Origin of the sequence: Methylobacterium sp. UNCCL125 (assembly GCF_900116795.1) — a bacterium.
GTDB lineage: Bacteria > Pseudomonadota > Alphaproteobacteria > Rhizobiales > Beijerinckiaceae > Methylobacterium > Methylobacterium fujisawaense.
This window is the reverse complement of record NZ_FPBW01000019.1, coordinates 57002-73550: the sequence shown is the minus strand read 5'-3', so window position 1 is coordinate 73550 and position 16549 is coordinate 57002. Positions and strand designations below refer to the sequence as shown.

13 protein-coding genes are annotated in these 16549 nt (G+C 73.5%); 6 read left to right on the top strand and 7 right to left on the bottom strand.

Translation table 11 applies throughout. The features are described from left to right. Positions 1-106: 106 nt before the first annotated feature. Positions 107-2398 (top strand): ComEC/Rec2 family competence protein, encoded by a 2292-nt coding sequence (locus BM396_RS19740; protein WP_075380171.1) that lies wholly within the window; start codon positions 107-109, stop codon positions 2396-2398. On the opposite strand, the gene lexA is transcribed toward BM396_RS19740, so the two are convergent. Then, the gene (lexA, locus tag BM396_RS19735) at positions 2392-3129 is read right to left on the bottom strand and encodes a transcriptional repressor LexA (protein WP_043381936.1); all 738 of its coding nucleotides are present in this window, start codon (positions 3127-3129) and stop codon (positions 2392-2394) included. The two genes, BM396_RS19740 and lexA, sit on opposite strands and share 7 nt — an antisense overlap. Before the next feature lie 250 nt (positions 3130-3379). Here lexA and BM396_RS19730 point away from each other — a divergent pair, with 250 nt between their 5' ends. Further along, positions 3380-3826, top strand: a complete 447-nt coding sequence (locus BM396_RS19730; RefSeq protein ID WP_043349584.1) for a hypothetical protein — start codon at positions 3380-3382, stop codon at positions 3824-3826. Between the two features lie 18 nt (positions 3827-3844). Here the strand turns inward: BM396_RS19730 and BM396_RS19725 are convergent, their stop codons facing one another. Beyond that, entirely contained in the window at positions 3845-4060 is a 216-nt protein-coding gene (locus BM396_RS19725) for a hypothetical protein (protein WP_043349581.1), read from the bottom strand. 80 nt (positions 4061-4140) lie between these two features. Here BM396_RS19725 and BM396_RS19720 point away from each other — a divergent pair, with 80 nt between their 5' ends. Together BM396_RS19720 and fae are read left to right on the top strand one after the other, a co-directional pair. Further along, the gene (locus tag BM396_RS19720; RefSeq protein WP_043381939.1) at positions 4141-5382 is read left to right on the top strand and encodes an NRAMP family divalent metal transporter; all 1242 of its coding nucleotides are present in this window, start codon (positions 4141-4143) and stop codon (positions 5380-5382) included. Positions 5383-5444: 62 nt separating this feature from the next. Further along, positions 5445-5984, top strand: a complete 540-nt coding sequence (fae, locus tag BM396_RS19715; protein ID WP_020092273.1) for a formaldehyde-activating enzyme — start codon at positions 5445-5447, stop codon at positions 5982-5984. Between the two features lie 40 nt (positions 5985-6024). Here fae and BM396_RS19710 read toward each other — a convergent pair whose 3' ends face one another. Genes BM396_RS19710 through BM396_RS19695 form a run of 4 tightly spaced genes read right to left on the bottom strand, consistent with a single transcriptional unit; the run spans position 6025 to position 12344 of the window. Further along, complete coding sequence (locus BM396_RS19710; protein WP_043381941.1) at positions 6025-6501, bottom strand: hypothetical protein; 477 nt, start codon at positions 6499-6501, stop codon at positions 6025-6027. A 44-nt stretch (positions 6502-6545) separates the two neighbouring features. Further along, on the bottom strand, positions 6546-9836 hold the full coding sequence (locus BM396_RS19705; RefSeq protein ID WP_043381944.1) for an error-prone DNA polymerase: 3291 nt from the start codon (positions 9834-9836) through the stop codon (positions 6546-6548). After that, a complete protein-coding gene (locus BM396_RS19700) occupies positions 9833-11626 on the bottom strand; it encodes a Y-family DNA polymerase (protein ID WP_043381948.1) in 1794 nt (597 codons plus the stop codon). The genes BM396_RS19705 and BM396_RS19700 overlap by 4 nt, the downstream gene beginning before the upstream one ends. Then, positions 11553-12344 carry an ImuA family protein gene (locus BM396_RS19695; RefSeq protein WP_051976036.1) on the bottom strand — a complete coding sequence of 264 codons (792 nt, stop codon included), beginning with the start codon at positions 12342-12344 and terminating at the stop codon, positions 11553-11555. The genes BM396_RS19700 and BM396_RS19695 overlap by 74 nt, the downstream gene beginning before the upstream one ends. A gap of 231 nt (positions 12345-12575) precedes the next feature. Here BM396_RS19695 and BM396_RS19690 point away from each other — a divergent pair, with 231 nt between their 5' ends. Then, positions 12576-13466, top strand: a complete 891-nt coding sequence (locus BM396_RS19690; protein ID WP_043357140.1) for a collagen-like domain-containing protein — start codon at positions 12576-12578, stop codon at positions 13464-13466. 10 nt (positions 13467-13476) lie between these two features. Here BM396_RS19690 and BM396_RS19685 read toward each other — a convergent pair whose 3' ends face one another. After that, the gene (locus BM396_RS19685) at positions 13477-14694 is read right to left on the bottom strand and encodes a TIGR03862 family flavoprotein (RefSeq protein WP_043382052.1); all 1218 of its coding nucleotides are present in this window, start codon (positions 14692-14694) and stop codon (positions 13477-13479) included. A 251-nt stretch (positions 14695-14945) separates the two neighbouring features. Here BM396_RS19685 and BM396_RS19680 point away from each other — a divergent pair, with 251 nt between their 5' ends. Further along, positions 14946-16493, top strand: a complete 1548-nt coding sequence (locus tag BM396_RS19680; RefSeq protein ID WP_043381951.1) for an MDR family MFS transporter — start codon at positions 14946-14948, stop codon at positions 16491-16493. Positions 16494-16549 lie beyond the last annotated feature (56 nt).

Sequence of the window (16549 nt, the reverse complement as noted above, 5' to 3'; positions counted from 1 at the left end):
CCCGTAGCACGAAGCACCGGCTGTAGCACGAGCCGGAGGATGCGTTAAGAATCGCCCGCAGAATCGCCCGGCCCCGAGACAGGTCGCGCGGAACGGGGCGGCGGCGATGCGGCGGATCGGCGCGAGGCTGGCGGGCGGCGCGGTGGCGCTGGCCGGCCCCCGCGCGCCCGCCCTCCCGGTCATCCGCCACTGGGTGGCCGAAGGCCTCGCCCGGGACGCCGAGCAGCGCCGGCTGTTCCCCTGGCTGGCGGTGGCCTTCGGCGGGGGGATCCTGGTCTATTTCGCGGCGACCGACGGCGCGCCGAGCCTGGCCGCGCCCCTTGTCGCCGCCGCCCTTGCCCTGGCGCCGATCCCGCTCCTCGGCGCGCGCCCTGCGGCGCTGGCGGCGGTGCTCGCGGTGGCGGCCGCGTTCCTCGGCTTCGCGGCGGCGGCCTGGCGGGTCTCGGAGGTCGCCGCCCCGGTCCTCAACCGCACCACCATCGGCCCCCTCATCGGAACGGTCGAGGCCCTGGACGAGCGCGAGGTCGGCGCCCGGCTGCTGATCCGGGTGGAGAGCTTCGCCGGCCTCGCGCCGGAGGCGCGGCCCGCCCGGGTGCGGGTGTCCTTCCGCAAGACGCCGACCCCGCTTCCCGGGGACGTCGTCGCCGCCACCGCCCGGTTGTTGCCTCCCCCGGAGGCGGCCCGGCCCGGAGGCTACGATTTTGCCCGAGACGCCTACTTCCAGGGGATCGGCGCGGTGGGCTCCCTGGTCGGGGCGGTCACGATCCGGGCGCCGACCGAGCCGCCGCCCCTCCGCCTGCGGCTCGCCGCCACGCTCGACGCGGCCCGGAACGGGCTCACCCGCCGGATCGCGGAGGCCGCCGGCGGCCAGGCGGGCGCGGTGGCGGCGGCCCTGGTGACCGGCAAGCGCGGCCTCATCGGCCCGGCGACCAACGATGCGCTGCGCGCCGCCGGGATCTACCACGTTGTGTCGATCTCGGGCCTCCACATGGTGCTGGCCGCCGGCGTGGTGTTCTGGCTGGTGCGGGCGCTCCTCGCGCTGGTCCCCCATTGCGCGCTCCTCTGGCCGATCAAGAAGATCGCGGCCGGCTTCGCCATGGTCGGCGTCACCGCCTACTGCGCCTTTTCGGGCTGGGACATCGCCGCCGAGCGCTCGCTGATCATGACCCTGATCATGCTGGGCGCGATCCTGGTGGACCGGCCCGCCCTGTCCATGCGCAACCTCGCCCTCGCGGCGCTGATCGCCCTGGCCCGGGAGCCGGAGGGCCTGCTCGGCCCGAGCTTCCAGATGTCCTTCGGCGCCGTGGCCGGGCTGATCGCCTGCGCGCGGCTGATCGACGGGCGGCTGTTCGTGCGCCCCGGGGCGGGCCGGCTCGGTCGGCTCGTCGGCACCGGCCTCTCGGCGGTCACCGGGACCCTGGCCACGACCCTGGTGGCGCAGGTCGCGACCGCACCCTTCGCCACCTACCATTTCCAGACGATCCAGCCCTTCGGCCTCGTCGGCAACGCCCTGACCCTGCCGCTCGTCTCCCTCGTGGTGATGCCCTCCGCGGTGATCGGGATCCTCGCCTATCCCTTCGCCCTCGACCGCCCGATCTGGTGGCTGATGGGTCAGGCGGTGGGGGGCATGCTCGCCGTCTCCCAGTGGATCGCCGGGTTCGAGCGGGCCATCGTGGTCGTGCCGGCCTTCGGCACCGCGGCGCTGTTCCTGCTGACCGCGGGCCTGCTGCTCGCGACGTTACCGGCCTCCCGCCTGCGCTGGCTCGCCGTGCCGCCGATCCTGCTTGGACTCGTCGTCGCGGCCCGACCCGACCGCTACGACCTCTATGTCGATCGGCAGGGCGCGGGAGCCGCGGTGCGGGGGCCGGACGGACGGCTTGCGGCCCTCGGCAGTCCGTCCGGCTTCGTCCTCGAACAATGGCTGAAGGCGGACGGCGACGGACGGGGAGCCGGGGGACTGATCGTCCGATCGGGCGGCGGCCGCTGTGACCGGCTCGGATGCACCGCGCGCCTGCCGGACGGACGGGCGGTCGCCCTGGTCCGGGACCGGCGGGCCTTCCCGGAGGATTGCGCCCGCGCCGCGGTGCTGATCACGGGCCTCGTGGCCCCTCCGACCTGCACCAGCCCCCTGGTGATCGACCGGCGCGTCCTGTCCGCCCAGGGCGCCGTCGCCCTCAGGTCCGAAGGCGAGAGCTTCGTCGCCCATCACGCCCGGGCCGATGGCCGCGCCGTGCCCTGGCGACCACGCTCGGGACACGGGTCGGTGCCGCCACAACCGGTCACCGCGCCCTCCGCGGAGGCCCGCGCCTCTGACGACGGGGCGACAACGCCTCCGGAAACCGATGCGTCGGGCGGGGACCTCGCCCCCGGCGACGCGCCGGCCGAGCCGCTTCAGTAGCGGCGGACGAGGCTGACGAGGCGGCCCTGGATCCGGACCCGGTCGGGCCCGAGGACACGCGTCTCGTAGGCCGGGTTGGCGGCCTCCAGGGCGATCGAGGAGCCGCGGCGGCGCAGACGCTTGAGCGTCGCCTCCTCGTCGTCGATCAGCGCCACGATGATGTCGCCGGTATTGGCCGTGTCCTGCTTGCGGATCACCACGAGGTCGCCGTCGAGGATGCCGGCCTCGACCATCGAGTCGCCGCGCACCTCCAGGGCGTAGTGCTCGCCGCCGGCCACGAAGTCCGGCGACAGGGTGATGGCATGGCTCTGGTTCTGGATCGCCGAGACCGGCGTACCGGCGGCGATCCGGCCCATCACCGGGATCGAAATGGCACGACCGGCGTCGTCGATCATCCGTGTGCTGGCCGGGGCCGGCGGATGCTTGGACTTGCCGCCCTCGACCACGCTCGGGGTGAAACGGCGCGGCTCGGCCGGGGCCGAAGATGGGGCCGAAGATGGGGCCGTCTGGCTCAGGCTCTCGGGGATGCGGATCACCTCGATGGCGCGCGCCCGATTCGGCAGGCGCCGGAGGAAGCCGCGCTCCTCCAGGGCCGTGATCAGCCGGTGGATGCCGGATTTCGACTTGAGGTCGAGGGCGTCCTTCATCTCGTCGAAGGACGGCGGGACGCCGCATTCCTGCATCCGGCTCTGGATGAAACGCAGGAGGTCCAGCTGCTTGCGCGTGAGCATCGAAGGGGGACTCGCGGCTTGGCAGACCGCCCCGTGACGGTCTCTGAAACAAATCACGAACAGGTTAAACGTTCCGCAAGTGTTCCGCAAGGGCGGCACCGCTACGCTTGGCGCGTCGCTCCGCGCTCGCGGGAGCAAGGTCGAGAAACGCATTGACGGCGCAAGCGGAGCCGTTTCAATGCACCGCGGCGCCCCGCCGGGAAGGCGGCGGATCCGGGCCGCGGGCTGGGACCCTCTTGGGATGACGAGGATGCGACGACCCGCAGCTCTGCTGCCCCTCGGCCTCGCCGCCCTCGGCCTCGCCGGCTGCACCACCGGGTTCTCCTACATCTCGCGGAACTACGTGGCGCTCACCCCCCAGGTGGTGACGATCGGCTGCAAGGAGCCCTACGAGGTCTACGACAACCGGCAGATGCGCCGGATGCTGATCGTCTCGAACGCCCTGCGCGAATATACCGGCTGCAACCTGAGCGAGGCCCGGATCGATCCGGAGCCGGACGCCACCCGGGTGAAGCGCTTCCGCACCGCCGCCCGGGCCTATCTCGACGAGACCGTGCGCGAGGATTGCCGGATCACCGGCGAGACCGTGTTCGATCCGCTGAAGACCGAGTTCGCCTACGCCTGCGACACGCCGATCGAGAAGCGTGGCACCGTGGTCCCCCGCCTGCCCGGCCGCAATCCCGGTCTCGCCCGCTGACCGACCGGCGGCGCGCCGTCAGGCGCCCGGCTTCGGGAAGGTCCGTTCCGCCGCGTCGCCGGCGGCGGCGAGCAGGGCGCGTGCGAAGGCCCGGGCTTCCGCCCGGTCGAGAACGATCGCGGCGGTGACCGGCGCGCCGCCGAGGTCGGCCAGGGCGAGTTCCAGGCGCACCCCGTCGGGCACGGCGGTCGCCTGCAGGCTCCAGCCGGAGCCCCGATCCGTGCTCTCCGCCATCACATGTCCCTCCCGCCTGCCCCGGGAAAACGCCGCAGGCGCCCGCCGGAACCGGCCGTGCGCGGGACTGTTCCCGAGCCGTGCCCAGCGCTTCCCTGCCTCGCCTGTCCGCTTACCTCAAGGCCGCAGGCCCGGGACTCGTGGTGATGCTGGCCGATACGGATGTCGGAAGCCTCATCACGGCGGCCCAGAGCGGGGCGCGCTGGGGCTATTCGCTCCTGCTCCTCCAGATCCTGCTGGTGCCGATCCTGTACGTCGTCCAGGAGCTGACGGTGCGGCTCGGGACCGCCACCGGACGCGGCCACGGCGCGCTGATCCGGGAGCGCTACGGGCCGGCCTGGGCCTGGATCTCGTACGGCGGCCTCGTGGTCGCCGGCATCGGCGCCATCGTCACGGAATTCTCCGGCATCGCCGGCATCGGGGACCTGTTCGGGGTGCCGCGGCTCGTGAGCCTCGGCCTGCCGGCCTGCCTGCTCCTGGGGCTCGTCTTCACCGGGAGCTACCGGCGCGTCGAGGTCGTGGCGATCGTGGTCGGCCTGTTCGAGCTGGTCTTCGTCGGGCTCGCCGTCGCGGCGCGGCCGAACCTGCCCGAGATCGTCGCCTCCTTCGGGCACATGCCGCTGGGCGACGGCCAGTTCCGGGTGCTGATCGCGGCCAATATCGGCGCGGTGATCATGCCGTGGATGATCTTCTACCAGCAGTCGGCGATCGTCGATAAGGGCCTGGGCTGGGAGCACGCGCGGCGCTCGCGGCTCGACACACTCGTGGGTGCGGTGGTCTCGCAATGCGTGATGGGCGCGATCCTCGTCGCCGCCGCCGCCACGATCGGCAAGGCCGGGCAGGGCAGCGCGAAGGGGCTGGAGACCGTCGGCGATCTCGCGGGCGCCTTCACGCCGGCCCTGGGGCCGTGGCTCGGGCAGGTGGTGTTCGGGGTGGGCATCATCGCGGCGGCCTTCGTGGCGCTCAACGTCGTGGCCCTGGCGCTGGCCTGGGGGTTTGGCGACGTGACCGGCCGGCCGCACTCCCTGGAGCAGTCGCCCCGGGAGGCTCCGGCCTTCTACGGCGCCTTCGCGCTCGCGGTCGCGACCGGCGCGGTCGCCGTGCAGCTCGTGCCGGATCTCGTGGCGCTCAACATCGCCGTGGAGGTGATGAACGCGCTGCTCCTGCCGCTCGCGCTCGGCCTGCTGATCCTCCTCGCCACCCGGGCCCTGCCCGAGGGGCAGCGCGTGGCGGGCGTCTACAAGGGGGTGGTCTACGCGGTGTCGGGGATCACGATCGCGTTCGCGATGGTCGGCGTCCTGGACGGGGTGGGCCTGCTCTGACGCGATTGACGCGGGGCCTCCGATGATGTCTCCCGCGGGCTCCGATCAGGTGGAGTTCGAACATGCAAGAGATCTGGTTCCGCACGGGCGAGGCCACGGTGCTGGCGGCCGAGGGCCAGTACACCGACGCCATGCCGGAGGTGCTGATCGGCTCGGTGCGCGGTCCGGTCGGCCAGGCCTTCGCGTCGATGATGGGGCAGGTCCAGGGCCACACGCGGATGTTCGTGGTCCGCGACCTCAACCAGCTCGTGCGCCCCGCCACGATGATGACCACCAAGGTCACGATCCACACGGCCGAGTATGCCGAGCTCCTCGGCGGCGTGGTCCAGGCCGCCACCGGCGACGCGATCGTGGACTGCATCATCGAGGGCATCCTGCCCAAGGACGGGCTCGACGAGCTGTGCATGATCATCATGATCTGGCTCGATCAGCGCTGCGCCGAGGACGACAACCTCGACCAGAAGGACCTCTACCGGACCAACTACGAGGCGACGAAGCTCGCCATCGCCCGCGCCCTCAAGGGCGAGCCGACGGTGGACGAGCTGATCGCCAACCGGAAGACCGTGAAGCACTACGCGCTGGACGGCGTGATCGAGTACTGATCGGCCCCTTCGCGCGCATCCTGCCGGGGTCGATATCGCATCACCCCGGCGGGATGCGCCCCACCGAGCACAGGGTCCGCATCGCGGTGCTGCCCGGGTCGGTGTAGCAGGAGGCCGACCAGCCGTTCTGCTGGATGAACGACTTGCGCCGCTCCGACAGCGCGGTCCGGTAGGCGCTGGCGATGATCGGCTCGACGGTCGCGGCCGGCTCGCCGACCAGGATCTCGGAGGCCACCGACAGGTCGCGGAAGAAGGTCGCCGAGGGGGCGGGCTCGGCCGAGGTCGCCTGCACGATCGGCTCGGCCCGGCAGGTCACGTCGAACTTGATCGGGCCGGCCATGCGGATGTCGATGCTGGGGCCCGCCCGCTTGCCGACCTTGCCGCCGATGGCGCCGGCGATCTGGCGGGTGAGGTCGTCGCAGCTGTCGGCCCGGGCGGCCTCCGCCCAGAGGGGGAGGGCCGCACAGGCGGCGAGGCAGGCGGCGAGGAGGAGGCGCGGAACGGCGAAGCTCGACATGGCCGCACTCTACGCGCGGCGCGGGGCCTGTCGAGGGGCGTTCCTCAGTGGAAATCCCGGCTGCGATACACGCGCCGATCCGGGGGCACGCCGAAATCCGTGTTCTCGGGGGGCAGCTTCATCCCGGCCTCGCGCAGGTCGCGCAGGGACGCGGTGAGATCGCGAAACCCCTCAGCCACGAGATGGACCACCCCGTCCGCCCGCTGGATCCGGCCGCGCACGGCGAGGAACCGGGCCTGCATGGCGATCCGGCGGTTGGCCTCGAACACCGTCTTCCAGACGATCACGTTGGCGATACCGGTCTCGTCCTCCAGGGTCAGGAACACCACGCCCTTGGCGGTGCCGGGCCGCTGGCGGATCAGCACGAGGCCCGCCACCGTGACCCGCGCCCCCTGGGGCAGGGCGGGATCGAGATGCGCCCGGGCCGGGATCGCGCCGATCCGGGCGAGCCGCCCCCGGAAGAAGGCGACCGGGTGCCCCTGCAGCGACAGGCCGGTGGCGGCATAATCCTCGGCCACCGCCTCGGACGGGGCCAGGGACGGCAGGTCCACGGCCGGCTCGTGCCGGAACAGGCCGTCATCGGCGTGCCAGGCGAAGAGCGGCAGGGGCGCGTCGAGGAGATGGGCCCGGCGCGCGCTCGGGTCGGCCTTGGCGGCCTTGCGCGCCGAGGTCCCCTCCAGGGTGCGGACCATCCAGAGGGCGGCGCGCCGGTCGAGGCCCAGCGAGCGGAACGCGTCCGCTTCGGCCAGCCGCTCCAGGGTGTTGCGGGGCAGGGCGAGGGCGGCCTGCAGGCCCTCGATGCTGGCATAACCGTTGGCCCGCAGCCGCACGAGCCGGCGCATGGCGGCCTCGGGCAGGCCGCGCACCACCCGCAGGCCGATCCGCACGGCGTGCAGCGCGGGATTTCCGGCCGGCTCCAGGGTGCAGTCCCAGTCGCTGGCGTTGACGCAGACGCCCCGCACCTCGACCCCGTGGGCGCGGGCGTCGCGCACGAGCTGGGCCGGCTGGTAGAAGCCCATGGGCTGGGCGTTGAGGATCGCGGCCAGGAAGACGTCGGGGTGCCGGCACTTCATCCAGGCCGAGGCGTAGACGAGGAGCGCGAAGCTCGCCGCGTGGCTCTCCGGGAATCCGTAGGTGGAGAAGCCGCGGATCTGCGCGAAGCAGCGCTCGGCGAAGTCCTGCGGGTAGCCCCGCCGGGTCATGCCGCCGACGAACTTGTCCGCGAAGCCGCCGATCGAGCCGACATGGCGGAAGGTCGCCATCGCCCGGCGCAGCCCGTCGGCCTCGGCCGGGGTGAAGCCCGCCGCCGTGATGGCGATCTGCATGGCATGCTCCTGGAACAGCGGCACGCCGTAGGTCTTCTGCAGGACCTCCTTCAGTTCGTCCGCCGGCCCGTGGTCCGGGTGCGGGGCGGGGTACTCCACCGGGTCGACCCCGGAGCGGCGCCGCAGGTAGGGATGGACCATGTCGCCCTGGATCGGACCGGGGCGCACGATCGCCACCTGCACGACGAGGTCGTAGAATTCCTTGGGCTTCAGGCGCGGCAGCATCGACATCTGCGCCCGGCTCTCGACCTGGAACACGCCGACGGAATCGGCCTTCGCCAGCATCGCGTAGGTGGCGGGATCCTCCTGGGGCAGGTCGGCCAGCGTCTCGTAGAAGGTATTGTGGTCCTTCTCCAGAAACGCGAGGCCGCGCTTGAGGCAGGTCAGCATGCCGAGCGCCAGCACGTCGACCTTCATCAGGCCGATCGCGTCGATGTCGTCCTTGTCCCACTCGATGAAGGTGCGGTCCGCCATGGCGCCGTTGCCCACCGGCACGGTCTCGTCGAGGCGCCCGCGGGTCAGCACGAAGCCGCCGACATGCTGGGACAGGTGGCGGGGGAAGCCGATCAGCTGATGGGCGAGGTCCAGCGCCTGCCGGATCGCCGGGTTCCCGGGATCGAGGCCGGCCTCGCGCACATGCTGGTCCGGCATCCCGGTGCCCCAGGAGCCCCAGACCGTGTCGGCGATCGCCGCGGTCACGTCCTCGGTGAGCCCGAGGACCTTGCCGACCTCGCGGATCGCCATGCGCGGACGGTAGTGGATCACCGTGGCGCAGAGGGCGGCCCGCTCCCGGCCGTAGCGGGCGTAGAGGTGCTGGATCACCTCCTCGCGGCGCTCGTGCTCGAAATCGACGTCGATGTCGGGGGGCTCGCCCCGGTTCTCCGAGATGAAGCGGGCGAAGAGCAGCCGGTGCTTGGACGGGTCCACCGCGGTGATGCCCAGGCAGAAGCACACGGCGGAATTGGCCGCCGAGCCGCGGCCCTGGCAGAGGATCCCCTTGCCGCGGGCGAACTCGACCACGTCGAACAGGGTCAGGAAGTAACGGGCATAGTCCATCTTGGCGATGAGCCGCAGCTCCTCGCGGAGCGTCGCCGCTACGGCGGAGGGAATATCGCCGCCGTAGCGCCAGTGCGCCCGCTCGAAGGTCTTCTCCTCCAGGTATTCCTGCGGCGTGCGACCGGGGGGCACCGGCTCGTCGGGATATTCGTAGCGCAGCTGGGACAGGCAGAAGCCGCAGGCCTCGGCGATCTCGACGGTGCGGGCCACCGCCTCCGGGTGGTCGGCGAACAGCCGCGCCATCTCGGCGGGGGGCTTCAGGTGGCGCTCGGCATTGGCCTCCAGCCGGTAGCCCGCCTCGCCGATCCGGCAGCCCGCGCGGATGCACGTCACCACGTCCTGGAGCGGGCGCCGCTCGGGATGGTGGTAAAGCGCGTCCGAGACCGCGACCATCGGCGCGCGGGCGGCCGCGCCCAGCTCGGCGAGCAGACCGAGGCGGCGCCGCTCGTCGCCCCGGCGCGTATGGCTCGCCCCGAGGAAGGTCCGGCCCGGGGCCGCGGCGGCGAGCGCCTCCAGACGCGACCGGAAGCCCTCCGGCAGGCGCCGGGCCGGCGGCATGGCGATGAACATCTGCCCCTCCGCGGCCTCCAGCATCTCGGCGAAGGCGAAGCGGCATTCCCCCTTGCGGACGCGCCGGTTGCCCAGGGTGAGCAGCCGGCAGAGGCGCCCCCAGGCCGCCCGGTCCATCGGGTAGGTGACGGCCTCGAACCCCTCCTCGGTGACGAGGCGGACGCCGGGCAGGATCCGGATCTTCGTGCCCTCCGCTTCGAGCGCCCGCGCCGCCGCATGCGCCCGGACCACGCCGGCCACGGTGTTGCGGTCGGCGATGCCGATCGCCGAGAGGCCGTAGGCCGCCGCCTGCACGACGTAGTCCTGCGGGTGCGCGGCGCCGTGCAGGAACGAGAAGTTCGTGGTGACGGCGAGTTCGGCGAAAGGGATCTCGGGGCGGCTCACGCGAACAGCCCGTGGACGTACCACGCGGCCGGCTGCCCGGGGGCGTGCGGCCCGTCGCGGTAGAGCCAGAGCCGGTGACCGGCCTCGCATTCGATGCGGTAATAGTCGCGCTCCGCGCCGGGCGCGCACCACCATTCGGCGGAAATCCGCTCCGGCCCCTCGGCATGGGCGACGCGGTGAACCTGCGCGCGCCAGCGGAAGCGCCGGGGCGGCCCCTCCGGGACGGCAGAGAGCACGTCGCACGCGGCTTCGCCCCGGGGGAACAGCACCAGGGGGCGGGGCGGGAGGTGATCGGGCCAGGGGATTGAGCAGGGGACGGAGATGGGAAAGGCCCGCGCCTTCACGCCCCCCTCTGCGGGGGAGGTTGGCTCCTGCTTCAGAAGGGGCCGGGAGAAGGGAAAGCCGCTTCCGGAGGGATCGCGCGCTTCATGAAGGCCACGGCCGGACCCTGCACCCTCGCTCCCCTCGTGCGGGACTTCGTGCCGACCCGTCCCCTTTCGGGGGGCATCCTCCTCCGCAGAGGGGAGAGGGCGATGCGCGCGCGTCCGGCCGATGTCCTTGTCGGCTGACGATCCGTGCCCCTCTCCGGCAACCCAGGGACCGCTCCGATCAGCCCGTTCCGGCAGGTGACTCGCCCGTGGCTCCAGGCGCAGCAACCCCCGCCCGAGGCGCTGCGCCAGGGCATCGGCCAGGACGGCGACCCCATCGCCGGAGGCGTCCGCCCCGAGATCGGTCTGGCGGGCCGGCATGGCCCCGGTCACCGTCACGGCGAGCGCCACGGTCTCGAAGCCGAACCCGGCCTCGAGGGCGGAGCCCAACCGGTCGAGGCGCAGAGAAACCAGGGCCGCGACCCGCTCGGGGTGACGCTCGGGGCGCGACAGGCCGAGGTCGAGGGCCCGCACCGCGCCGTCGACCCGGTGCAGGGCGAGGCGCAGGGTACAGGCACCGAGCCCGTCCCGCTCCAGGCGGGGGGCGATCTCGGCCATCAGGTCCCGGGCGGTCCGGACGATGTCCGACTGCCGCCCGATCGGGTCGAGGAAGCCGCGGGCGGCGGCGTATTCGGCGGCCTCCGACAGGGGCGCCAGCGGCTCGGGACGGCGTGCCAGGGCCTGATCGAGGCGCAACAGCAACGCCTCGCCGAAGCGACGGGCGAGGGGTCCCCGGGGGAGGGCATCGAGTTCGCCCATCCGGCGCAGGCCGAGCCGCTTCAGCCCCGAGACCGTGCCGGGATCCAGCCGCAGGGCCTCCACGGGCAGACCCCGCAGAGCCTCGGCCGCCCCGCCCGGCGGCACGACGATCCGGTCGACCCCGCCGTGGCTGGCCAGCGCGAAGGCGGCCCCGGGTGTGTCGGCAAGGGCGATCCGGGCGGGGATATGTCCCCGCGCGAGACGGTCTGCCAGATCATCGACGATACTCGCCTCGCCGCCGCGCAGGTGACTGGCCCCGGCGACGTCGATGTAGAGCCCGTCCCCCGCCTCGGCCGGCCCGAACGGCGCCACGAGGGGCGCGTAGCCGCCCGCCCAGCGGCAGAGCCGCAGCAGAGCGTCCCGGTCGGCGGTCGGGTCGGCGGGATAGACCTGGAGCGGCACGCCGATCCGCGCCCGGACCCGGCCCAGGGGCTCGCCGGGCTGGAGGCCCAGGGCGCGGGCCTCCGGGTCGAGGGCCACGAGCCGCAGGCCGCCGGGGCCCTCGGCGGCCACCGCGAGGGGGCCGCGCTCAGGCGCGAGACCGGCCCGCCGCAGCCGCGTCACCGGCCAGTGGCTCAGGCAGATGCAGACGATGCGCGGCATGGTCCCACTCCAGAAGCCAGTCGCCGCCCCGCCCGTTGCGACAGCGTTCGAGCCGCGCCCGCCAGCGCGGCCTGTCGAGGGTGCCGAACCGGTCCCGCGCCGCGGGCGCCGCGGCGATCCGCCAGCGGGTGGCGGCCCCGTTGGGCAGGCCGGCAGGCGCCGGCCGCAGGATCAGCAGCAGCGGCGGAGCAGACCCTTCCGCGGCGAGCTGCAGGCGCCGGCCCGGCTTCAGCGGCAGGCCGTCCCGGACGAGGCCGACGAGGGCCGTGAGCGCCCGGGCGTGCAGGGCCGCCTCCAGCGCGCGGAACACCTCCGCATCGCTGCCGGCCTCCAGCAGCAGCAGCCGGGCGGGATCGAGGCCGAGTCCCGCGAGGCCATGGCCGTAGGGCAGGGGCTGCCCCGGCGCGGCGGCGATCAGCGCCGGACCAGGCCGGCCAGCAAGGTGGCGGGCGCAGAGCGCCAGGGCGAAGCCGAGGGCCGCGACACCGTCCACGGGCTCGGCCGGCGCGATCTCGTGGGGCGGCCCGAGGACGAGGCCGCCGCCCGGCAGATGCCCGTCGAGCTCCGGTACGCCCAGCGGCAGGACCGGCGGCAGGACCGGCGGCAGGTCCCGCTCGCCGGCCGGCGGCGCGAGGCGCATCCGCAGGGCCGCGAGCCGGGCCCGGGGATCGCCCCGCGCGATCGCCCCCTCGGTCTCGTCCGCAGGGTCCAGCCCCATCTCCGTCGGCTCCGGTCATGCCGGACGATAGGAACATAACAGGAACGCACACAAACGGTTTCCGCGGCGTCTCGGAATCGCGCACGGAAGCAGCGGCTTGGCCTGTGGATGGCTGTGGACGCCTGTGGAATCGACCGCCACCGCCGGTTCCGCCGCCCCGGTTGACCTCCCTCGCAGGGCGAGACCAATGTCGGGCCGCCGCGTGCGTGACGCGGCCGAACCGGACCGCGCATGCGCTCAGCCCTCACTCTGACGATCCTGCTCGCCCTGTCGGGGGCGGCGCTCGGCCAGCAGGCGGATCCGCCGGGTGGCGCAGGTCCGGATCCGGCCGCGGCCGCCGCAGGGCGATCGCGCCCGGCCCGCCCGCGAGTCCGGCACGCGCAGACCCCGAGCCAGCCGATCATGGTCTACGACGCGCGCATCGAGGCCGGCGACCTCCGGATCTCGGGCTCGGTGCGCAAGCCCGGGGCGATCGTGGTGCTGGACGACGACATCTCGATCCAGGCCGACCGGCGCGGACGGTTCACCTTCCGGCTGCCCTACCGGCCTTCGACCTGCGTGGTGACGCTGAAGGCGGAGCCGGACGAGCGGGAGGCGGTTGTGGCGAACTGCGCGCCGGAGGGTCCGCCCGGACCGCCCGGCCCTCAGGGTGTCGCAGGACCGCCCGGGGAGACGGGGGCCAAGGGCGAGGCCGGTCTCAAGGGCGATCAGGGGGCCAAGGGAGACCAAGGAGCCAAGGGCGAGCAGGGTCTCAAGGGCGATACGGGTCCTCAGGGCGAGACCGGTCCGAAAGGGGAGACCGGCCCCCAGGGCGCGGTCGGCCCGCAGGGCGCACCGGGCCCGAAGGGCGATGCCGGGGCCGCGGGCCTGCAGGGTCCTCCGGGCCCGCGGGGTCCGGTCGGACCGCAGGGCGGCCCGGGCCCGAAGGGCGAGGCCACAGCCGCCAGCTTGCGACCCGTGCGCAAATCCGATTGCCCGGGGGGCTGCACGATCACCTGCGGGACCGGCGAGATGCTGGTCACGGCCCATTGCCTCAAGGGGGGCGTGGCGGTCTATGACGGGGAGGGCGCCAGCTGCCCCGCGGACGCGTCCGGCATCGTCGGGTTCTGCACGCGGCCGTGAGGCGGGCGCGTCAGCCGCCGGTCTCGCGCAGCCAGTCGAGCATACCGGCGGCGGCCGCCCTTCCGCCCGCGAGGGCGCCCTGGAGCAGGTAGCCGCCGGTCGGCGCCTCCCAGTCGAGCATCTCCCCGGCCAGGAACAGGCCGGGATGGGCCCGCAGCATCGACCGTTCGTCGAGGGCGTCGAGCCGGACGCCGCCCGCCGTCGAGATCGCCCGCTCGATCGGCGCGGAGGCGGTGAGGGTGATGGGCGCGGCCTTGATCAACCCGGCCAGCGCCCCGGGATCCGCCGGGAGGGCGGCGCCGGTCGCCTCGCGCAGCAATCCCGCCGCAACGGGCGCGAGGCCCGCGGCTTTGCGCAGCCGGGTCGCGGCCGAGTCGCCCGGCCGGGCGCCGGACAGACGGCGGGCGAGGGCTTCCCGGGTGAGGTCGGGGCGGAGATCCACGACGAGCCGCGCGCTGCCCCCGGCCGCGATCGCTTCGCGTAAGAGGCGCGAGAGGGCGTAGATCGCTCCGCCCTCGATGCCGGTCTGCGTGATCACGGCCTCGCCCCGCACCACGGTGCCTTCGCAGGCGAGCGCCACCCGCTTCAGCGGTGCTCCGGAGAACCGCTCCCGGAACAGGTCGGACCACGCCACCGCGAAGCCGGCATTGGCCGGACGCAGGGGCGCCACCGCCACCCCGAGCCCTTCGAGGAGGGGCACCCAGCGCCCGTCCGAGCCGAGGCGCGGCCAGCTCGCACCGCCGAGCGCCAGCAGGGTGGCGCGGGGCCGGATCGCGCGCGGCCCGTCCGGGGTGTCGAAATGCAGCGTCCCGCCCAGGGCCGTGAGCCGGTGGCGGGTGTGGATCCGGACCCCGAGGCGGTCGAGCCGCGCCAGCCATGCCCGGAGCAGGGGCGAGGCCTTGAAGCTGCGCGGGAAGACGCGCCCGCTCGACCCGACGAAGGTCGGCTCGCCGAGTTCCGCGCACCACGCCCGCAGCGCGTCGGGCGGGAAGGCCGCGATGGCGGCATCGAGACAGCCATGCGGATGGTAGCGGGCGAGGAAGTCCGCCCGCGCCTCGCTGTGGGTGATGTTGAGGCCGCCGCGCCCGGCGATCAGCAGCTTGCGGGCGACCGAGGGCATGCGCTCGTAGACCGCGACCGCGCGGCCTGCGCCTCCCAGCACCTCGGCGGCGGCGAGCCCGGCCGGCCCGCCGCCCACGATGGCGATTGCATCCCTGTCATCCGGCATCCGCCGGGAGAGCGACAGGCCGCCAGTCCTGTCAAGGGCGAAGACCGGATCGGTGCCGGACGGCATGGGCTGCCCTCCGGCGCTGCGCTAAGGATCGATACGGCCGAGCGGAAGCTCTTCTTGGTCCCGGGCCTCGCGGATAGCGGCGGCCCGAGCCGCGGCCGCGGGCCGTCCGCCATCCCCTTTCGCCGCCCTGTCCCCATTCGCACCGGATGGTCGGCCGGCACGGCTCGGATCAGAGGCTCAGACACGTGGCCAGCCCCGCTGCCGTCACCGGAACCCCGGCGCAGACACAGGCGCAGACCGGCGCCCCTCAAGATCGCCTCAACCAGAGCGAGATCCGCGCGATCGTCTACGGCCTGATGACCGCGATGCTGCTCGCGGCCCTCGACCAGACCATCGTGGCGACCGCCATGCCGACCATCGGGCTCGACCTCGGGGACGCCGCCAACCTCCCCTGGATCGTCACCGCCTACCTGCTGGCCTCCACGGCGGTGACCCCGCTCTATGGCAAGCTCAGCGACATCCACGGCCGGCGGATCATGCTGCTGATCGCCATCGCGACCTTCGGGCTCGGGTCGCTGGCCTGCGCGCTCGCCCCCACGATGGTGACGCTGGCGCTGGCCCGGGGCCTCCAGGGGATCGGCGGTGGCGGGCTGATCGCGCTTTCCCAGACCATCCTGGCCGACATCATGTCGCCCAAGGAGCGCGCCCGCTATCAGGTGGTGATCGCGGGCGTGTTCGTGGCCGCCTCGGTGGCGGGGCCGCTGCTCGGGGGCCTCTTCGCCCAGCACCTGCACTGGTCGCTGATCTTCTGGATCAACCTGCCGATCGGCATCCTCGCCTTCGCGCTGACCAACGCCAACCTGAAGCGCCTGCCGCGCCACGACCGCCAGCACCGGCTGGACTGGCCCGGGGCCGCCCTGATGGTCGCGGGGTCTGTCACCCTCCTGCTGGCCCTGAGCTGGGGCGGCGTGCGCTATCCCTGGGGCTCGCCCACGATCCTCGCCCTCCTCGCCGGGGCGGCCGTACTGGCCGGCGGTTTCGCGGCGCGGCTCGCCACGGCGTCAGAGCCGCTGATCCCCACGGAGGTGCTCAAGGACCGGGTGGTCTACAGCGCGACGCTGGCCGCCTGCTTCGCCATGGGCACCTTCATCGGCCTCACCATCTATGTGCCGATCTTCCTCGAAGGGGTGATCGGGCTCTCGGCGAGCGAGTCCGGCGTGGCGCTGGTGCCGCTGATGATCGGCACCGTCACGGGCGCGACGCTGTCGGGCCGATCGATGCTGCATTTCCGGCACTACAAGCGCGTGCCCCTGGCGATGATGAGCCTCAGCCTCGCCTGCTGCGCCACCATCGCCTGGGAAGGCCGGGCGCTGCCCTTCTGGCTCATGGAGGTGCTGTTCGCGCTGCTCTCCATGGGCATCGGGACAATCCTGCCCCTCTCCACCATCGCCATCCAGAACGCGGTGGAACCGCACCAGCTCGGGATCGCCACCGCCGCGATGAACTTCTTCCGGTCGCTCGGCGGGGCGCTGATCGTGGCGGCTTTCGGCACGATCGTACTCGGCGGCGTCGCAGGCGGGGCAGGGAGCGGGACAGGAGGCCACGACGTGGAGAGCCTGATCCGCGGCGCGGACCCGGCGCAGCTCGCCCTGACCTTCCGTTTCGTCTTCATGGCCGCCTGCCTCGGCCTGCTGGGCGCCTTCACGTTCCTGGCGCTGATGGAGGAGCGACCCCTGCGCGAACGCGCATCGCCGCGGATGGGCGGGGAACCGGCTACCGGCGACCCGGGCTGAGGGTTCGGAACCTCGGCTGCGGCGTCGCTCGGCCGGTGTGCTTGGCCGGTGCGGAG

What these genes read in the sequence shown, in the direction of transcription:
- BM396_RS19690 (WP_043357140.1), top strand. Translation starts at nt 12,576, where the DNA reads ATGCGCTCAGCCCTCACTCTGACGATCCTGCTCGCCCTGTCGGGGGCG.
- BM396_RS19710 (WP_043381941.1), bottom strand. Translation starts at nt 6,501, where the DNA reads ATGTCGAGCTTCGCCGTTCCGCGCCTCCTCCTCGCCGCCTGCCTCGCC.
- lexA (WP_043381936.1), bottom strand. Translation starts at nt 3,129, where the DNA reads ATGCTCACGCGCAAGCAGCTGGACCTCCTGCGTTTCATCCAGAGCCGG.
- BM396_RS19740 (WP_075380171.1), top strand. Translation starts at nt 107, where the DNA reads ATGCGGCGGATCGGCGCGAGGCTGGCGGGCGGCGCGGTGGCGCTGGCC.
- BM396_RS19685 (WP_043382052.1), bottom strand. Translation starts at nt 14,694, where the DNA reads ATGCCGGATGACAGGGATGCAATCGCCATCGTGGGCGGCGGGCCGGCC.
- BM396_RS19730 (WP_043349584.1), top strand. Translation starts at nt 3,380, where the DNA reads ATGCGACGACCCGCAGCTCTGCTGCCCCTCGGCCTCGCCGCCCTCGGC.
- BM396_RS19695 (WP_051976036.1), bottom strand. Translation starts at nt 12,344, where the DNA reads ATGGGGCTGGACCCTGCGGACGAGACCGAGGGGGCGATCGCGCGGGGC.
- BM396_RS19725 (WP_043349581.1), bottom strand. Translation starts at nt 4,060, where the DNA reads ATGGCGGAGAGCACGGATCGGGGCTCCGGCTGGAGCCTGCAGGCGACC.
- fae (WP_020092273.1), top strand. Translation starts at nt 5,445, where the DNA reads ATGCAAGAGATCTGGTTCCGCACGGGCGAGGCCACGGTGCTGGCGGCC.
- BM396_RS19700 (WP_043381948.1), bottom strand. Translation starts at nt 11,626, where the DNA reads ATGCCGCGCATCGTCTGCATCTGCCTGAGCCACTGGCCGGTGACGCGG.